This window comes from Kribbella sindirgiensis, from assembly GCF_004331435.1.
In the GTDB taxonomy this organism is placed as follows: domain Bacteria; phylum Actinomycetota; class Actinomycetes; order Propionibacteriales; family Kribbellaceae; genus Kribbella; species Kribbella sindirgiensis.
In genome coordinates, this window is sequence record NZ_SJKA01000001.1 from 279,840 (window position 1) to 295,175 (window position 15,336).

Here is a 15,336-nt window from a genome sequence, read left to right on the forward strand (position 1 = left end):
TTGAACTCTAGAGTTCCTTTTCGAACCAGTGGTGGGCGTAGAGCTCGGTGTTGAAGGCCGGGACCTCCTGGTAGCCCGCTGAGCGGTACAGGGCGATCGCCTCGGTCAGGTTGCGATTGGTTTCCAGCCGTACGGCGGGGGCTCCGTAGGCGATCGCCTCGCGCTCGAGCTCGGTGAGAAGGCGGCGGCCCAGCCCGAGGCCGCGGGCCTCGGGAGCGACCCACATCCGCTTGATCTCGGCGGGGTCGCTCCCGTGGAACTTCAGTGCGCCGCACCCGACCGGCTCGGTGTGAAGTGTTGCTATCAGCAACAATCCGGCGGGAGTTGTCAGCTCGGCATTGTCCGCGGAGATGCTGCGAGACCTGTCGAAGCCGGCGTCGAAGCGGTCACCGAGCTCGGCGAAGTACGACTCCAAGCAGTACTGCGCCACCGGCAGCCGGGGATCCACCACCGCGACCCGGACCATCGACGCGGTCAGCAATCGCGTCACCTCGCCCATCGCAGCGACCAGCCGCTCCTGTTGCCGCGCGTCGAGCGGTTCGAGGATCGATGCCGCGAGCTCGTCCGACCGTTCGTCCAGGACCTGCCGCTCGGCGAGCCCGTCCTCGGTCAGCCGCGCGATCCGCACCCGGCCGTCGTCCCCGCTCCGCTCGACCCGGACCAGACCGGCGTCCTCCAGCGACCGGAGCAGCCGGCTCACATACCCGGAGTCGAGATCGAGCCGGGCCCGCAACGACCGGACGTCGCATCCGTCGTTCCCGATCTCCCACAGCACCCGGTCCTGCCCGAGCGGCCGGCCGCGCGACAGGTAGGCGTCGTGCAACGCCCCGACCCGCTGCGTGACGACCCGGTTGAACCGCCGTACCTCCACAACACCCATCCTCTGACCTTAGTCAGAGAACGGGTGCCGGGTAAACGTTCGTCAGTCGATCGGGCGGAGTTCGTCGGCGTACGAGACGGAGACCCGCCGGAGTACGCCGTCCTTCACCGAGTACTGCCCCATGCGCCACAGGGGCGGGCTGTACGCGTGAACGGTCACGCTGCCCTTGTCGAGGCCGGTCAGGCGGTGGATGTGGTCGGGACCGAAGCCGTAGACGTCTCCGGCCTCCACCTCGGTCTCGATGGACTCGGTGCCGATTGCGAGGTTGTGCTCGACGAGCCTTCCGCGGGCAACGGCCACCGCACCGGACGAGACGTCGTGATCGTGCCAGCCGGTGTCGTTCACCGGCGTCCAGCAGATCAGCCAGACGTCGACGTTCGCGTCCCGGTGAAGCGAGGCGAAGACCCGCTCCTCGTCGCTGTACGCGACCTGGTCCTCCCACAGGTGCGGCTGCGCCGCGATCGACGCCGCCAGTTCGGCCAGCTCCGCGGGTGTGAGATCACGACCCGGAAGGTCGTCCAGCGACAGACAGTTGTTGAGCTCCACGAGCCGGCTGGCCTGGCGCGCCGGGACGTTGGGTACGTCGATTGGCTGAGCAGTCATTGCACTCCCCTCTCAGGAGTAGATGTACCGGAGCCGAACAGCAGCCGGTGTGGATTGTCGTGGCGGATCACCGCGGTCGCGGCGTCGCCTTGGCGGAGTTCGGTGGTGTCGGCGTACGGCCGGTCGGTACCGTGCACGACCTGGTCGATGCCGAGGACCCGCGCGACCGCGTCGATCCCTTGCGGGCCGTAGCTCGACGTGTCGACGTACAGGTTCGGGTCGATGGTGCCGAGCCGGCCGCCGCGCGCGGTCAGCCGCTCGTGGTGCACCGGCGCGAGACCGGCGGCGGCGACGAAGCACAGCCGGAGATCCGGGTACGAGCGTCGCCCGCCGAAGGCATGCCACGCCCACCAGGCCGCCTGCAGCTGTGTCGTGTAGTCGACGACCGGCGCCCACCACCCCGGCGCCTCGGTCGGCCGCGCCGTACCGGGATGCACCAGGATCGGCCTGCCTACCCGCTCGGCGACACGCAGCAATTCCGCCTGTGCTTCCCAACCTCTGGGCGTTCCAAGGACGTGCGCGGGCAGCTGCAGGCCCAGAAAGCCCTTGTTCAGAAGGGATTCCAGCCCATCGACGTCAGGCTCGAGCAGGTCGACGGAAGCCCACGCCCGGAACGGCTCCGGGAACTCCGCGGCCCCGTTGTGCCAGGCCGCGAGCAGGTCCGCGTCGCCGAGTTCCTCGACGCCGAGCGGACTCGACAGCGACACCGCGGCCAGCGTCGTCCCGGAGTCCTGTTCGAGCGCGACCCGTTTGCCCAGCTCGTGCGCCGCCGGATCCACGTCGTACGGCGCTTCGCAGGTGGTGTGCAGCGTCCAGCCATCGAGGTACGGCGGCTCGCGGCGGGCCCGGAGGCGATCGACGAAAGCTTCCGGCCAGAGATGCTGGTGGACGTCGATCATCGAACCCTCCCCTTTTGATCAGATTGAAGCGCTTCAGGATGATTAGAGTGAAGCGCTTCAAAGGCCGGTCTGTCAAGTTTCTGTCCGAGGCGCGGGCTAGGGTCATGGACATGTCCGGAACCAGCCGGAGGCCGACCCTCAAGGACATCGCCGCCGAGACCGGGCTCTCGATGGCCGCCGTGTCGTATGCGCTGCGCGGTCTGCACGGCACGCCCGAGACCCGGCAGCGGGTGCAGGACGCCGCCGACCGCCTCGGCTACCAGGCCGATCCGGTCGCCCGCGCGCTCGCGTCCGGTCGCAGCGGATCCATCGGCGTACTCTGCGCCTCGCTCGAAGACCTCTGGCAGCAACGCGTCGCCGCCGCGCTCGGCCGCGAACTCCTGGCCCCGGACCGGAACGCCTGGATCATCGACTCCGCCGGCGACGCCGACCGGCAACTCGAGCTCGCCCAGCACCTGGTCGACCACCGCGCCGACGCGATCGTTGTGATCCCGATCGACCCGGCCGCGAAGGCCTGGGCCGAGATCACCCGGCAGGCGCCGGTGATCGCGATCGGCGACGCGCTGCCCGGCGCGAAGGCGAAGTCCGAGGTGATCCTCGACAACGAGACCGGCGTCAGTACGGCGCTGCGCCGACTCGCGGACGCCGGCCACCGGGACATCGCCGTACTGAGCCCGACCCGCCGCCTCGAGGTCGAGCGCCCTGCTGAGGAGATCGCGCAACGCGTCGCGGACGTTCTCGGCCTGAAGATCCGCCTGCTGCAGTGCCCGCACGACCTGGCCGGAGCGACCGCCGTCGCCCGCGCACTGCTGTCCGGCAGCACCCGCCCGACCGGCATCCTCGCCCTCGCCGACTCGATGGCCTTCGGCGTGTACGCCGCATCCCGCGAGCTCGGCCTGCGAATCCCGGAAGACCTCTCCCTGCTCGGCTACGACGACCAGCCGATGTCCCAACTCCTCACGCCACCCCTGTCGACCTTCCACTGGCCCCTCGACGACCTCGTCGCCCACGTCGTCTCCCGCGTAACCTCCGCCGTAGACACCAACCGCCGAGTCCGCCGCACCACCCTCACCCCCACCCTGATAGAACGCGGCTCGGTCGCCGCCCCACCCCACTGAGCGAGACGACGACCGATCCACAACAGGTTCCACCCCGTCGAAACTAAACTAATTCACTACACTTACTTTCCCTTGTCCAAGATCCGGACACCCGCGGACTCCTGCCGGGTGGCTGCGGGGCCGTTTGACAGGTTCCGGTGGGCTTGCACCTGATATTCCCTGTCCGCAGGACCCAGACGGGGTCTTCTCCCCCGACAACCGACCGACCGCTCCACCACACGAAACGCCGGAAGGCCGGTCGAGCGGGGTGCTCGGCCGGCCTTCTGGGAGGGTGCTGTGGTTACTTGGTGCCGAAGACCTGGAGTTCGGTCATGTCGGTGAACTGGCAGCCGCCGAAGGCGCCGGCGGGGCAGTTGGTTTCGAAGTCGGGGACCTGGGGGCTGAGCATCCAGAAGCGGACGTACTGGACGCCGGTCGTGTTGCCGGTCGGAGTGACCAGGTTGTACTTGCCGCGGTTGGTGGCGTCGAACGTGCCCTCCGCCGCGGTTGCCCAGGTGGTGCCGTCGGCCGACGTCTCGATCCGGTACTTGCCGGTCGAGGCACTGCCCGGGTCACCGCAGGTGTTCGACGGGTCGACGTTGAAGGCGCTGATGGTGACAGCCGCCGGCAGCTTCACGTCGACGTGCTTGTCGATCATCTTGTTGGTCGGGGTGCCGTTGTCGTCACCCGTGGTGCTGCCCCAGCCGGTGCCCTGGGCGTTGTCGATCGCGCCGGACGGGCCACAGTTGAAGGAGCTGAAGTCCGGGCCGTTGAAGCCGGCGATCGTACCGCCGCCGGACGCTGCCGCCCAGTTGCGGCGCGGTACGAAGTTCGCCTGCGTACCCGGGGTGATCTTGACCGGCTGCACGAGCAGCTCGTAGCCCGGTGCGGACACGACGACCTTCGGGTAGGTACCGGGGGCAACGCCGGTGATCGTGTACTTGCCGGTGGCGTCGGTCGAGCCGGCGTAGTCACCGGCGTACCCGGAGGAGTGACCGCCGACGTACACGAGCGCGCCGGCCACCGGAGCACCGGTGTCCTTGTCCTTCACGGTGCCGGTGAGGGTGGTGGTCGCACCTGTCGGCGGCTTGTGGAAGTCCTCGGCCGGGAACGCGTCGCCGCCGTCGATGACGCCGGCGTACCAGCCCATGCCGCGGTTGGCGAACACGGTCCAGATGACGTCGGCGTTCTTGCCGCCGCTGGCGACCAGGTCGGCCTGGACGATCGCGTTGCGCATGTCGAGCATCGTCGGGTCGGCCGGCGACAGCTCCATCGCGCGGGTGATGATGCTCAGCGCGTAGCTACGGCCGAAGCGCTCACGCAGGTCCCACAGGGTCTGCGCCCAGACCTCACCGGACGCGTGCACCTCGGGCGTACCGCCGATGGTCGGGAAGTCGCCGTACGTGTAGCCGCCCTTCGAGCCGTCGAGCGCGACGCAGTTCGGGCTGACCGCCTTGACCCGGCAGTCGTTCGCCTGGGTGCGGATCGTGCCGCCACCGGTGACGTACTTGCCCTCGAGGACCTCACCCGGAGCGGTGGTGTCCTTCTCCAGGCCGTGCGAGACCAGGTAGTCGAGTGCGTAGAAGTCGCTCCAGGCCTCGCCCATCGAGCCGGCCTGGATGCTGTTCAGCGTCGAGTTGCCGGTGGCGTCGACGACGAGGCGGTTGGACAGGCCGTGGGTGTACTCGTGGTACAGGATGTCCGCCGCGTTCGACGAGCTGGTCGCGACAGTGCTCTTGTCGCCGGCCGTGCCGAACAGGTACATCTGCATGGTCGGCGGCGTGCCGTCCGGCGGAGTGTTCATGTTCGCGTTGTTCACGTGGTTCACGTCCGGCCCGCCGTCGGCGCCGGTCGCCGCGCCGTCCAGCGCGTTCAGCAGCACCGGGTCACCGCCCGCGGCGTCGAACGAGCCGGCCGCCGGGGTGAAGCTGATCGGCGCCTTCGCCAGCCAGTCGTGGAAGTTGCTGGCCAGGTAGAACCCGTTGGTGACGTCCTGGTTCAGGTTGGTCTTCCAGGAGTCGGGCTTCGCCGGGTCCCAGGTGCAGATGTACGAGGTCGAGCAGAGCGCCTGCGCGTCCGGGAACGGCGTCAGCTTGTACTCGGCGGTGGTCTTGGTGCCGGGCACCTTGACCGTCTCACCGGCGTTCGGCTGGTTGTCGTCGTTGACATCGGCGAAGGCCGCGACCGACGTACCTTCCAGGAGGGTCTTCGCGTTCTTCGGCAGCCACTTGTTGTAGGTCAGGTTCTCGACCCGCTGGGTGCCGCCCTTCGGCGCGCCCGGGTAGTTGTCCGTGACCAGCGCATCGCCGTTGCCCTCGCTGGACAGGTTCCGGCGGTACAGCGTGGCACCGGTCTGCGCGTCGACGACGTGGCTGTAGAACCGGGTCCCGCCGGAGTTCGTGTAGGTCTGCCAGCCCTTGCGGAGCCCGTCGGCGGTGTGGAACCACACCTGCTTGGCGGTGTCGCCGTTGCTCCACTTGGTGCTCCCACCGGAGGCGGTCGCGGTGGCGGACTTCGTCGTACCGCCGACGTCGGTGATCGCGGCGGTCCGGGCGCCCGCGGCGGTGAGCTTCGACGCCGCGGCGGCGGACCGGCTCTGCGCGGCGGTGGCCAGGCCGGAGACCGGCGAGCCCATCACGGAGATCAGCTGGCCGTTCTTGGTGACGTTGGCCTTCAGGCCGTTGCCGAACACCTCGACGCCGTCGACCACCTGCGACCAGAAGATGTGGTGGGTGCCGAGGTCATCGACGTAGTCCTTGCGCAGCTTCAGCGTGCTGAGGTCGGCATCGGAGAGCTTGAAGACCTCCGGGTGGGCCTTCACGTAGCCGAGGGCAACAGCCGTCGCCTTCTTGGCGCTCTTGCCGGTGAGGAAGCCGTTCAGCTTGGTGACCTGGGCCGGGGTGCCGGTGTTCGGGTCGACCTCGACGACGCCTTGGCTACCGAGCGAGTCGCGGAACTTCTTCGCGGCAGCCGTCTCGTTGCCCTCGACCTTCGCGGAGCGGGCGTAGGTGGTGCGCGCGTTCGGCGTGCGGGCGTCGTAGTTGCCCTTGCGCTCTTTGCCCGCGGCCGGTTTCTCGGCCGGCGCGGGTTTCTTGCCTTCGGCACCGGCGTTCTGGGCGGCGTCCGCGCCGCCGGCGGTCATCGCCAGCACGGTCGCGGCAGCGGAGACGGCGGAGACTGCCAGGAGCCCCCGCCCTCTGCGTGATGTCGTCACAGCAAATTCTCCATGGAGTTCGTGTGCGGGTCGCCCTCCACGACCCGTCCCGGGGGCTGACCTTAAGCCTCCCGAAGGTCCCGGGGAAGGGAAATCACCGGAATGCCGCGGAGTCGAGGGTTGTCCTTCGTGTTCGGAACAGTACTAGGAGCGATCGGGTCGTCGCACGCAGCCACGACCCGATCGCTCCGAGTGTCGGATCAGAACGCCCCGGCGCCGTTCGGCGTACCGAGACCGGTCGGACCGTCCCAACCCGTACGGGCGTTGCACCACTGGGTTGTCGGGCAGGTGCCGTTGCTGCCGCTCGTCACGTCGAACAGCGAGCCCGGGTGGGCGTACGGCAACGCGTTGGCGTACCCGGTCGTGTTGCCGGACAGCGCGTAGACCGCCGCGATGATCGGCGCGGCCTCACTCGTCCCGCCGAACTGCGCCCAGGTCGACACGGTCTTGCTCGTCGGGTAGTAGATCGCCATGCCGCCCTTGGACGGATCGGCCGCCGCGGACACGTCGGCCATCGCACGCTTCGAGCAGCCGGTGCTGAACGACGCGGCGCCCGGGAGGGCGGTGTTGTACGTCGAGCAGCCCGAGCCGGCGCCGTCCCAGACGCTCTCGCTCCATCCACGAGTGTTGCTGGCGGCAACCAACGACGTACCGCCGACGGCCGTCGTGTACGACGAGGACGCCGGGTAGCTACCGCCCTGGTAGCCGTCGTCACCGGTGGAGGCAGTGACCGCGATACCCGGGTGGTTGTAGTAGGCGCCGTACGTCGCGTCCGACGCGTCACCACCGCCGTAGCTGTTCGAGATCGCGACGACGCCGGCCTGCTTGGCAGCGGTCTGTACCGCGGTGCCGAGGTCTGCGAAGCTCGCCGACTTGGCCTGTACGACGATGATCTTGGCGTCCGGCGCCGCGGCCGAGACCGCGTCGACGTCGAGCGCCTGCTCACCGGCCCAGCCCGCGTTGAACGTCGGCAGCGTCGTACCGCCGGTCTGGTTGATGATCTTCAGGCAGCCGTTGGCCGTCGTACACGCCGACAGACCGAACTGGGAGCGGTAGACGCCGAGGTCGCGCTCCAGGTTCGGGTAGCCGTAGGCGTCGACGATCGCGACCGTCCGGCCGCCGGCACTCAGACCGTTCAGTTTGTAGGCGTCGCGCAGGCCGGTCGGGGTCAGACCGGTCGCCGGCGGCGTGGTGGACGCGGGCGCAACACCCTTGTCGTTCACCAGCTTGATCGCATTGCAGGCCGCGGTGTGAGCGGCTTTGGTCGCCGAGCAGACCTTGGCGGAATGCTTCCCGGCTGTGTAGGGGGTGGGCGCCGCGACGGCTCCCGATGCGCTCGACACCGCTGCGGTCAGTCCGACGACGGCAAGTGCGCCGGCACTCAGGGCGGAGACGAGAATCCGTTGCCTCAACTGGACTCCTCGAGGTTGGAGCAGGCCTCCGCAGATGGTCCCGTTTGGGCCGGAGGGCGGAGGCCGGCTCGATTTGGGGGTGATCGCATCGTGCGTCCGCCGGAGCACCGGAAGCCAGCGATCGGACCGCTGACAAATGTCACGGACCGACCCATGACAGCCGCCCTGCCGAGGGCCGGATTCCCGCGTGATCACGGGGTCACCGAGGGTGGTTCGGCCGATGAAGGTTTCCCCCTGCGTTTCCTCCACGCCCACCCTTGACACGGTTTCCGCACCCAGGGCTATCCTGCCGGGAACACTGAGAAATCGATTTCCCTGCTGGAAGGCCGGCCCCGCGCATGACCCACCCCGCCGCCGAGCCCCATTTGCCTGGCAGACCCACCAAATTGCCTGGCAGACCCATCAAATCGGGGGTTCCTCACCCTGAGGTTGGGTGCAGAACCCCTCATTTGCCTGGCAGACCCATCAAATTCGACGGGTGGGCAGGAGGCGCGGGTTGGGGTGGGATCGGCTTCCGGTTGCGTCCGGTGCGCTGTGGGGTGAGCTGCCGCTGCTCGCGACGTCCGGATTCTTGTTCAGTACGGCGGGAGCGCTCGTTGTGCTCCGAGTGACAGCCGGCCTGCGCGGTAGGACACTCTGGTTCACCGCGCTCCACCTGGTACCCCGTGCCCCGCTGGTGCCACTCGGCGTACTCGCACTCGTCTTCGTGGCTCTGCTGCTCGCCCCCGGTCCGGTGGCGTTGTTCGCCTCTACTGGTACTTGGACGGAGAAACATGCACTACACCGGTGAGAACCTTCGACACTTCGCGCTGCCGCTGGGAGGTCTCGGCACCGGCACCGTGGCGCTGGCCGGCAACGGTGCACTGCGGCAGTGGCAACTGCACAACATCGGCAACCACGAAGGACACGTGCCGGACAGCTTCTTCGCCCTCCGCCTGTCCCGCGTGGAACCCCCGCTGGACGAGATCCGGCTGCTGCAGGGTCCGCCGCTGGAGCCCACCGACACCCCGCTGGTCACCGACGACGTCGTGCCGGCGGGCGAGCGGCGACTGCACGAGGTGATCCCGCCGATCGGTCCGACCAAGGTGTCCGCGACCTACCCCCGGGCCCGCGTGGAGTACGAGACGGAGCTTCCGGTCGAGATCAGCCTGGACGTGTTCAACCCACTGGTGCCGTCCGAAGCGGCCGCCAGTTCGCAGCCGGTCGTCGGGTTCACGTTCACGCTGCACAACCCTGGTGACATCGCCGTGCACGGCAAGCTCGCCGGTGCCCTCCAGAACTCGGTCGGCTGGGACGGTGTCACCCCGATCGACGGCACAGCCTGCAGCTCGTACGGCGGCAACACGAACCGGGTCCGCCGGACCGACGACTGGACCTACCTGGTCCTCGAGAACACCACACTGCCTGTCGACCACCCTGGCGCCGGTCAGCTGGTGCTTGCAACGGACGCCCCTGGACTGGTGTGTGCGCAGTGGACCCGGCCCGAGGAGTTCGTTGCCTTCCTCAACGGTCCCGTGACCCCGGCGAGCGGCGCGAGCGCACCTGGGACCACCTGGAACGGCGGGTTGGCCGTCCCGTTCGACCTCCAGCCGGGCGAGACGACCCAGGTCCGGTTCCTGATCGCGTGGCACTTCCCGAACCGATATGTCGACTTCAATCAGTTCGGACCGCACACGGAGTACGGTCACAGCCGCTTCTGGCTCGGCAACGCGTACACCCGTCGTACGCCGGACGCGGTCGCGGCCGCCGACTCCTTCATCGCCAACTGGTCACAGCTGCACACACAGACCACAGCGTGGACCGAGGCGTTCGAGCAGAGCAGCCTGCCCGGCGAGACCGGTGCACGCCTCGCAGCGCTAGCCGCCGACGTACGGAGCCCAACCGTCTTCCAGACCGCGGACGGCGACGTACTCGGGTTCGAGGGCGTGCTGGGCGCGTCCACCGCGATGTGGGGCGGCCGGTACGGCGGCTCGTGCCCGCTCAACTGCACGCACGTGTGGAACTACGAGCAGACGTTGTCGCGCCTCTTCCCGTCGCTGGATCAGAACATGCGCGACACGGAGTACGACGTCATGCAGGCACCGGAGGGGTACATCCCGCACCGGGTGCGCGCGCCGCTCTACATGAAGCAGTCGTGGGACGTGGTGATCGGCGGACCGGAAGAGCCGGCACTGGACGGGATGCTGGGCAACGTACTCAAGACCTACCGAGAGGTGCGCCAAGGAGCCGGCCTGGACTGGCTGCGCGGGCGCTGGTCGAACGTAGTGCGTCTACTCGACCACATCCACGGCAAGTGGCTGCGGGACGGCGTACTGCGTGGCATCCAGCCCAGCACGCACGACATCGACCTGTGTGGCGTCAACTCGTTCATGGGCACGCTCTGGCTCGCTGCACTGCGTGCCGCGGAGGAGATGGCGCTCCTGCTCGGTGAGGACGCCAAGGAGTACCGCAGCCTGTTCGACGCGGGCAGCACGGCGTACGACGAGCTGCTGTTCACAGGCGAGTACTACCGGCAGATCCTGGACCCGGACGAGACCCGTGACTTCCAGTGGGGCGACGGCTGCCTCGCCGACCAGCTGATCGGGCAGTGGTGGGCGCACCAGCTCGACCTCGGTTATCTCCTCCCGGAAGACCACGTGCGTACGGCGCTGCGCAACGTCGTACGGCACAACCTGCGGACCGGCTTCCGCGACTTCGACCACCCGTACCGCGTCTTCGCCGACGGAGACGACACCGGCCTCCTCATGTGCACCTGGCCCCACGGCGGCCGTCCCGACATCCCCACGCGGTACTGCGACGAGGTCTGGACCGGCTCGGAGTACCAGGTAGCCGCCCACTGCCTCTACGAAGGCCTCACCGACGAGGCGATGTCCATCCTGCAAGGCCTCTGGACCCGCTACGACGGCACCCGCCGCAACCCCTTCAACCCCATCGAATGCGGCGACCACTACATCCGCAACGCCGCCGGCTGGTCCACCCTGGAAGCCCTCACCGGCTACCGCTACAACGCCATCACCAAGACGATCACCTTCGCCCCACTCGCGCTCGCCCGCTCAGCCGGCACCTGGCAATTCCCCTTCACCACCAACACCGGCTGGGGAGTCGCCACGGAGTCCGACGACACGCTCACCATCACCTGCCACGCCGGCGCCATCGACGTACGGGAGATCCACGTCGACGGCACGCCGTACCCGATCGACGCCCCGATCCACCCCGGAAAACCCTTGGTCATCACGACAACCTGACCCCTACCGTCGAAGGCATGTCCCTCGTCGAGCAAGCACATGCGCTGCAGGTCGAGGCTCAGGAGCTCTATCAACTCCTGGACCTCGGTACGGCGTTCCCGTGGCAGCCGGTGCTGATCGGCAGCGCGCTCTCCGGACTGATGGTCGACCGCGACCTGGACGTCATGTTCGACGCACCGGACGCGACAACCGCTACCGTCCTCAGCGGGCTGGTCACGCTGAACGGTCGAGTAGAGCTGCGCAGTGTCGACTTCCGGGACGAGCGGGGTGAGAGGCGGCCGACGCCGGCCGTCACCGACGAGCGGTTCTACGCGGTGCTGCACACGGACGCCTGGAAGATCGACCTCACGTTCTGGTTGCACGTGGTGGAGCGGCCGCATGTGGCTGATGCGTTGCGGGTGCGGAACGCTACGGACGAGCAGCGACTCGAGATACTGCGGCGCAAGGACAAAGACAACGAGCGGGACAGTTCCGCGATCTACGCCGCCGTACTGCAGGAATAGAAGAGTGCCGGCCGTCCGGCAACGCCACCGGACGGTCGGCACTCGATCAGAGGAGTCCTAGTTCTGCGGACTCTTGGTCGGTGAAGAGGCGGGAGCGGATCAGGAAGCGGACGCCTTCGGGGGCCTCCACCGAGAAGCCGCTGCCGCGGCCCTTCACCACGTCGACGGTGAGCTGGGTGTGCTTCCAGTACTCGTACTGGTTCGCGGACATCCAGAAACCGATCGGCTTCTCCACGCCGTCGACGACCAGATCACCGAGATGCACGTCCGCCGACCCCGTACGAAATTCCCCGTCCGGGTAACACATCGGCGCACTGCCGTCGCAGCAGCCACCGGACTGGTGGAACATCAGCGGACCGTGCATCCCGGTGAGGCGGCGCAACCACTCCGCCGCCTCGTCGGTGAGCAGCACCTTCGCGACCACTCAGAAGAACCCGAGCTTCGAGGGGCTGTAGCTGACCAGCAGGTTCTTGGTCTGCTGGTAGTGGTCGAGCATCATCTTGTGGTTCTCCCGGCCGATGCCGGAGTTCTTGTACCCGCCGAACGCCGCGTGCGCCGGGTACGCGTGGTAGTTGTTCGTCCAGACCCGCCCGGCCTGGATCTCCCGGCCGGCCCGGTACGCCGTGTTGATGTCCCGCGACCAGACGCCCGCCCCGAGCCCGTACAGCGTGTCGTTGGCGATCTTCATCGCGTCGGCGTAGTCGTCGAACTTCGTCACCGCGACGACCGGACCGAAGATCTCCTCCTGGAAGATCCGCATCTTGTTGTCGCCCTCGAAGACCGTCGGCTGGACGTAGTACCCGCCGGACAGGTCCCCGCCGAGCTCGGCAGGCGCGCCACCGGTCACCACGCGGGCGCCCTCGGAGCGACCGATCTCGAGGTAGGCGAGGATCTTCTCGTACTGGTCGTTGCTGGCCTGCGCGCCCATCATCGTGTCGGTGTCGAGCGGGTTGCCGAGCTTGATCGCCTGGGTGCGCCCGACAGCGTCGGCGAGGAACGAGTCGTAGATCGACGACTGGATCAGCGCCCGCGACGGGCAGGTGCAGACCTCGCCCTGGTTCAGCGCGAACATCGTGAAACCCTCGAGCGCCTTGTCGTAGAAGTCGTCCCGGGAGGACGCGACGTCGGCGAAGAACACGTTCGGGCTCTTGCCGCCGAGCTCCAGCGTCACCGGGATGATGTTCTCGGACGCGTACTGCATGATCAGCCGGCCGGTCGTGGTCTCACCAGTGAACGCGACCTTCGCCACTCTGTTGCTTGAGGCAAGCGGTTTGCCGGCCTCGACGCCGAATCCGTTGACGATGTTCACCACGCCCGGCGGGAGCAGGTCGTGGATCAGCTCCATCAGCACGTGGATGGAGGCCGGGGTCTGCTCGGCCGGCTTCAGGACGACGGCGTTGCCCGCCGCCAGCGCGGGCGCCAGTTTCCAGACCGCCATCAGGATCGGGAAGTTCCACGGGATGATCTGCGCGACCACGCCGAGCGGCTCGTGGAAGTGGTACGCGATCGTGTCGTCGTCGATCACCGACACCGAGCCCTCCTGGGCCCGCAGCGCGCCGGCGAAGTACCGGAAGTGGTCGACCGCCAGCGGCAGGTCGGCGGCCAGCGTCTCGCGGACGGCCTTGCCGTTGTCCCAGGACTCGGCCACCGCGAGCAGTTCGAGGTTGGCCTCGATCCGGTCGGCGATCTTGTTCAGGACGTTCGCGCGCTCGGCCGGTGACGTCCGTCCCCAGCCCGGCGCGGCACCGTGGGCGGCGTCGAGGGCGCGCTCGACGTCGTCCGCCGTACCGCGCGCGATCTCGGTGAAGGCCTGACCGGTGACGGGTGTCGGGTTCTCGAAGTACCCGCCCTTGACCGGCGGCACCCATTCGCCGCCGATGTAGTGCTCGTAGCGCGACTTGTACGTGACCGGGCTGCCATCCTGCCCAGGAGCTGCGAAGATCGTCATTGGTTCTCCTTCGGATACCCGACGTTGAACCGAAGGTAGGAGAATGAACGTTGCACCGACGTTGCAGCGTGGAGTGAGGCGGCATGGACGCACCGGATCAGGCCCGCCGGTTGAGTGAGTTGTACGACGAAGTGCTCGGCGGTGGCCGCGCTACGGCCGACCCGCGGCCACTGGTCGCCGCTTCCTGGGAGCGCTCTCTGGCGGCGGCGGTGGATCCCGAGCTCGACGCGCCGCCGGTGATCGTCGACCAGGACATGGTCGCGGCGCTCCGCGAGAACCACCCGTTGCAGGCCGTCCTCCCGGTGCTCCGGCAGACGCTGACCACGATCGCCGACGAGGCGTCGCACATCATGATCATCACCGACGCCCAGGGCACGATCCTGTGGCGCGAGGGATCGTCGGAGGTGAAACGCCAGGCCGACCGGATCGCCCTGTCCGAGGGTGCGATCTGGTCGGAGGAGAAGATCGGCACGAACGGCATGGGTACGTCGCTCGCCGTCGGCCGGCCGGTCCAGATCCACTCGGCCGAGCACCTGGTCCGCCGGATCCACGAGTGGACCTGTGCCGCCGCGCCGGTGCACGATCCCGACACCGGCAAGCTGCTCGGCGCGGTCGACGTCTCCGGACCGCTGCGCACGGTGCATCCCGCGATGGTCGCGCTCGTGACCGCGGCGGCTCAGCTCGCCGAGGGACAGTTGAAGGTCCGGATGGCCGCCGCCGACGAGATGCTGCGCGCCCGCAACATGCGGCACCTGATGGCACTCGGCGACGCACCGGGCGCCTTGCTCACTCCGACCGGCCGTGTGCTCGCGGTCCAGCCGCTCGAATGGTTGCCCGACCGCCTCGTCGTACCGGACGGTGCGGACCGCATCGACCTCGGCGACGGCCGCGAAGGTCTGGTGGAGCGTCTGGACGAGGGCTTCCTGCTCCGCATGCCCGGTACGCCGGTCCGCCGGACGCGACCGTCCTTGCGGTTGAAGCTGCTCGGCGCGGGCCAGCCGATCGCGATCGTCGGCGGCCGCGAGATCGCGCTGACGTTGCGGCGCGCCGAGGTACTCGCACTGTTACTACTGCAGCCGACCGGACTCACGGCCGAGCAGCTGATGCTCCAGCTGTACGGCGACGAGGGCAACCCGACCACGGTCCGCGCCGAGATGCACCGCCTGCGGAACCTGCTCGGCGGCGGCGTCCTCGACACCAAGCCGTACCGCATCATCGCGGACGTCACCGGCGACGTGACCGAAGTACAAAAAGCCCTCCGCAGCGGCGACCTCCCGAAGGCCCTCGAGCTGTACGCCGGTCCGCTGCTCGCCCGCTCCGACGCGCCCGCACTGCGCTCCGAACGCGACGAAATCGACGCCACCCTCCGCCGCGCGCTCCTCGACGCCGGCAACGCCGACCTGCTGTGGCAGTTCGCGCAGACCAGCACCGGCGCCGAGGACCTGGAAATCTTCGAGGCCCTCGCCACCGGGCTGCCGACGGACGACCCACGCCGCGCCGCCGTCTCCGCGCGCCTCACCAGACTGCTCGACTGA

At 68.4% G+C, this 15,336-nt stretch carries 12 protein-coding genes; 5 read left to right on the plus strand and 7 right to left on the minus strand.

All coding sequences use genetic code 11. The features are described 5' to 3' along the window. Positions 1-7 precede the first annotated feature (7 nt). The 3 genes from E0H50_RS01405 to E0H50_RS01415 are packed head-to-tail and all read right to left on the minus strand — an operon-like array spanning position 8 to position 2,382. Entirely contained in the window at positions 8-880 is an 873-nt protein-coding gene (locus E0H50_RS01405; protein ID WP_131283901.1) for a MarR family winged helix-turn-helix transcriptional regulator, read from the minus strand. Between the two features lie 42 nt (positions 881-922). Beyond that, positions 923-1,483 (minus strand): cysteine dioxygenase, encoded by a 561-nt coding sequence (locus E0H50_RS01410; RefSeq protein ID WP_131283903.1) that lies wholly within the window; start codon positions 1,481-1,483, stop codon positions 923-925. After that, on the minus strand, positions 1,480-2,382 hold the full coding sequence (locus E0H50_RS01415) for an amidohydrolase family protein (RefSeq protein ID WP_131283905.1): 903 nt from the start codon (positions 2,380-2,382) through the stop codon (positions 1,480-1,482). The genes E0H50_RS01410 and E0H50_RS01415 overlap by 4 nt, the downstream gene beginning before the upstream one ends. Positions 2,383-2,492: 110 nt before the next feature. On the opposite strand from E0H50_RS01415, the gene E0H50_RS01420 reads away from it, so the two are divergent. Next, complete coding sequence (locus E0H50_RS01420; RefSeq protein ID WP_131283907.1) at positions 2,493-3,500, plus strand: LacI family DNA-binding transcriptional regulator; 1,008 nt, start codon at positions 2,493-2,495, stop codon at positions 3,498-3,500. Positions 3,501-3,780: 280 nt separating this feature from the next. Here the strand turns inward: E0H50_RS01420 and E0H50_RS01425 are convergent, their stop codons facing one another. Both E0H50_RS01425 and E0H50_RS01430 read right to left on the minus strand, forming a co-directional pair. Further along, entirely contained in the window at positions 3,781-6,693 is a 2,913-nt protein-coding gene (locus tag E0H50_RS01425) for a M36 family metallopeptidase (protein WP_131283909.1), read from the minus strand. A 200-nt stretch (positions 6,694-6,893) separates the two neighbouring features. After that, complete coding sequence (locus tag E0H50_RS01430; RefSeq protein WP_131283911.1) at positions 6,894-8,105, minus strand: S53 family peptidase; 1,212 nt, start codon at positions 8,103-8,105, stop codon at positions 6,894-6,896. 496 nt (positions 8,106-8,601) lie between these two features. On the opposite strand from E0H50_RS01430, the gene E0H50_RS42725 reads away from it, so the two are divergent. From E0H50_RS42725 to E0H50_RS01440, 3 genes are read left to right on the plus strand one after another with little or no spacing between them, the layout of a single operon-like run. After that, positions 8,602-8,895 (plus strand): hypothetical protein, encoded by a 294-nt coding sequence (locus E0H50_RS42725; RefSeq protein ID WP_165546969.1) that lies wholly within the window; start codon positions 8,602-8,604, stop codon positions 8,893-8,895. Beyond that, entirely contained in the window at positions 8,879-11,350 is a 2,472-nt protein-coding gene (locus tag E0H50_RS01435) for a GH116 family glycosyl-hydrolase (RefSeq protein WP_131283913.1), read from the plus strand. The genes E0H50_RS42725 and E0H50_RS01435 overlap by 17 nt, the downstream gene beginning before the upstream one ends. 17 nt (positions 11,351-11,367) lie before the next feature. Then, entirely contained in the window at positions 11,368-11,853 is a 486-nt protein-coding gene (locus E0H50_RS01440; protein WP_131283915.1) for a hypothetical protein, read from the plus strand. Positions 11,854-11,899: 46 nt separating this feature from the next. On the opposite strand, the gene E0H50_RS01445 is transcribed toward E0H50_RS01440, so the two are convergent. Beyond that, positions 11,900-12,277, minus strand: a complete 378-nt coding sequence (locus E0H50_RS01445; protein ID WP_131283917.1) for a DUF779 domain-containing protein — start codon at positions 12,275-12,277, stop codon at positions 11,900-11,902. Next, positions 12,278-13,801 carry an aldehyde dehydrogenase gene (gene adh / locus E0H50_RS01450; protein ID WP_131283919.1) on the minus strand — a complete coding sequence of 508 codons (1,524 nt, stop codon included), beginning with the start codon at positions 13,799-13,801 and terminating at the stop codon, positions 12,278-12,280. Positions 13,802-13,884: 83 nt separating this feature from the next. Between adh and E0H50_RS01455 the strand changes: the two genes are divergently transcribed. Beyond that, the gene (locus tag E0H50_RS01455; RefSeq protein ID WP_131283921.1) at positions 13,885-15,336 is read left to right on the plus strand and encodes a GAF domain-containing protein; all 1,452 of its coding nucleotides are present in this window, start codon (positions 13,885-13,887) and stop codon (positions 15,334-15,336) included.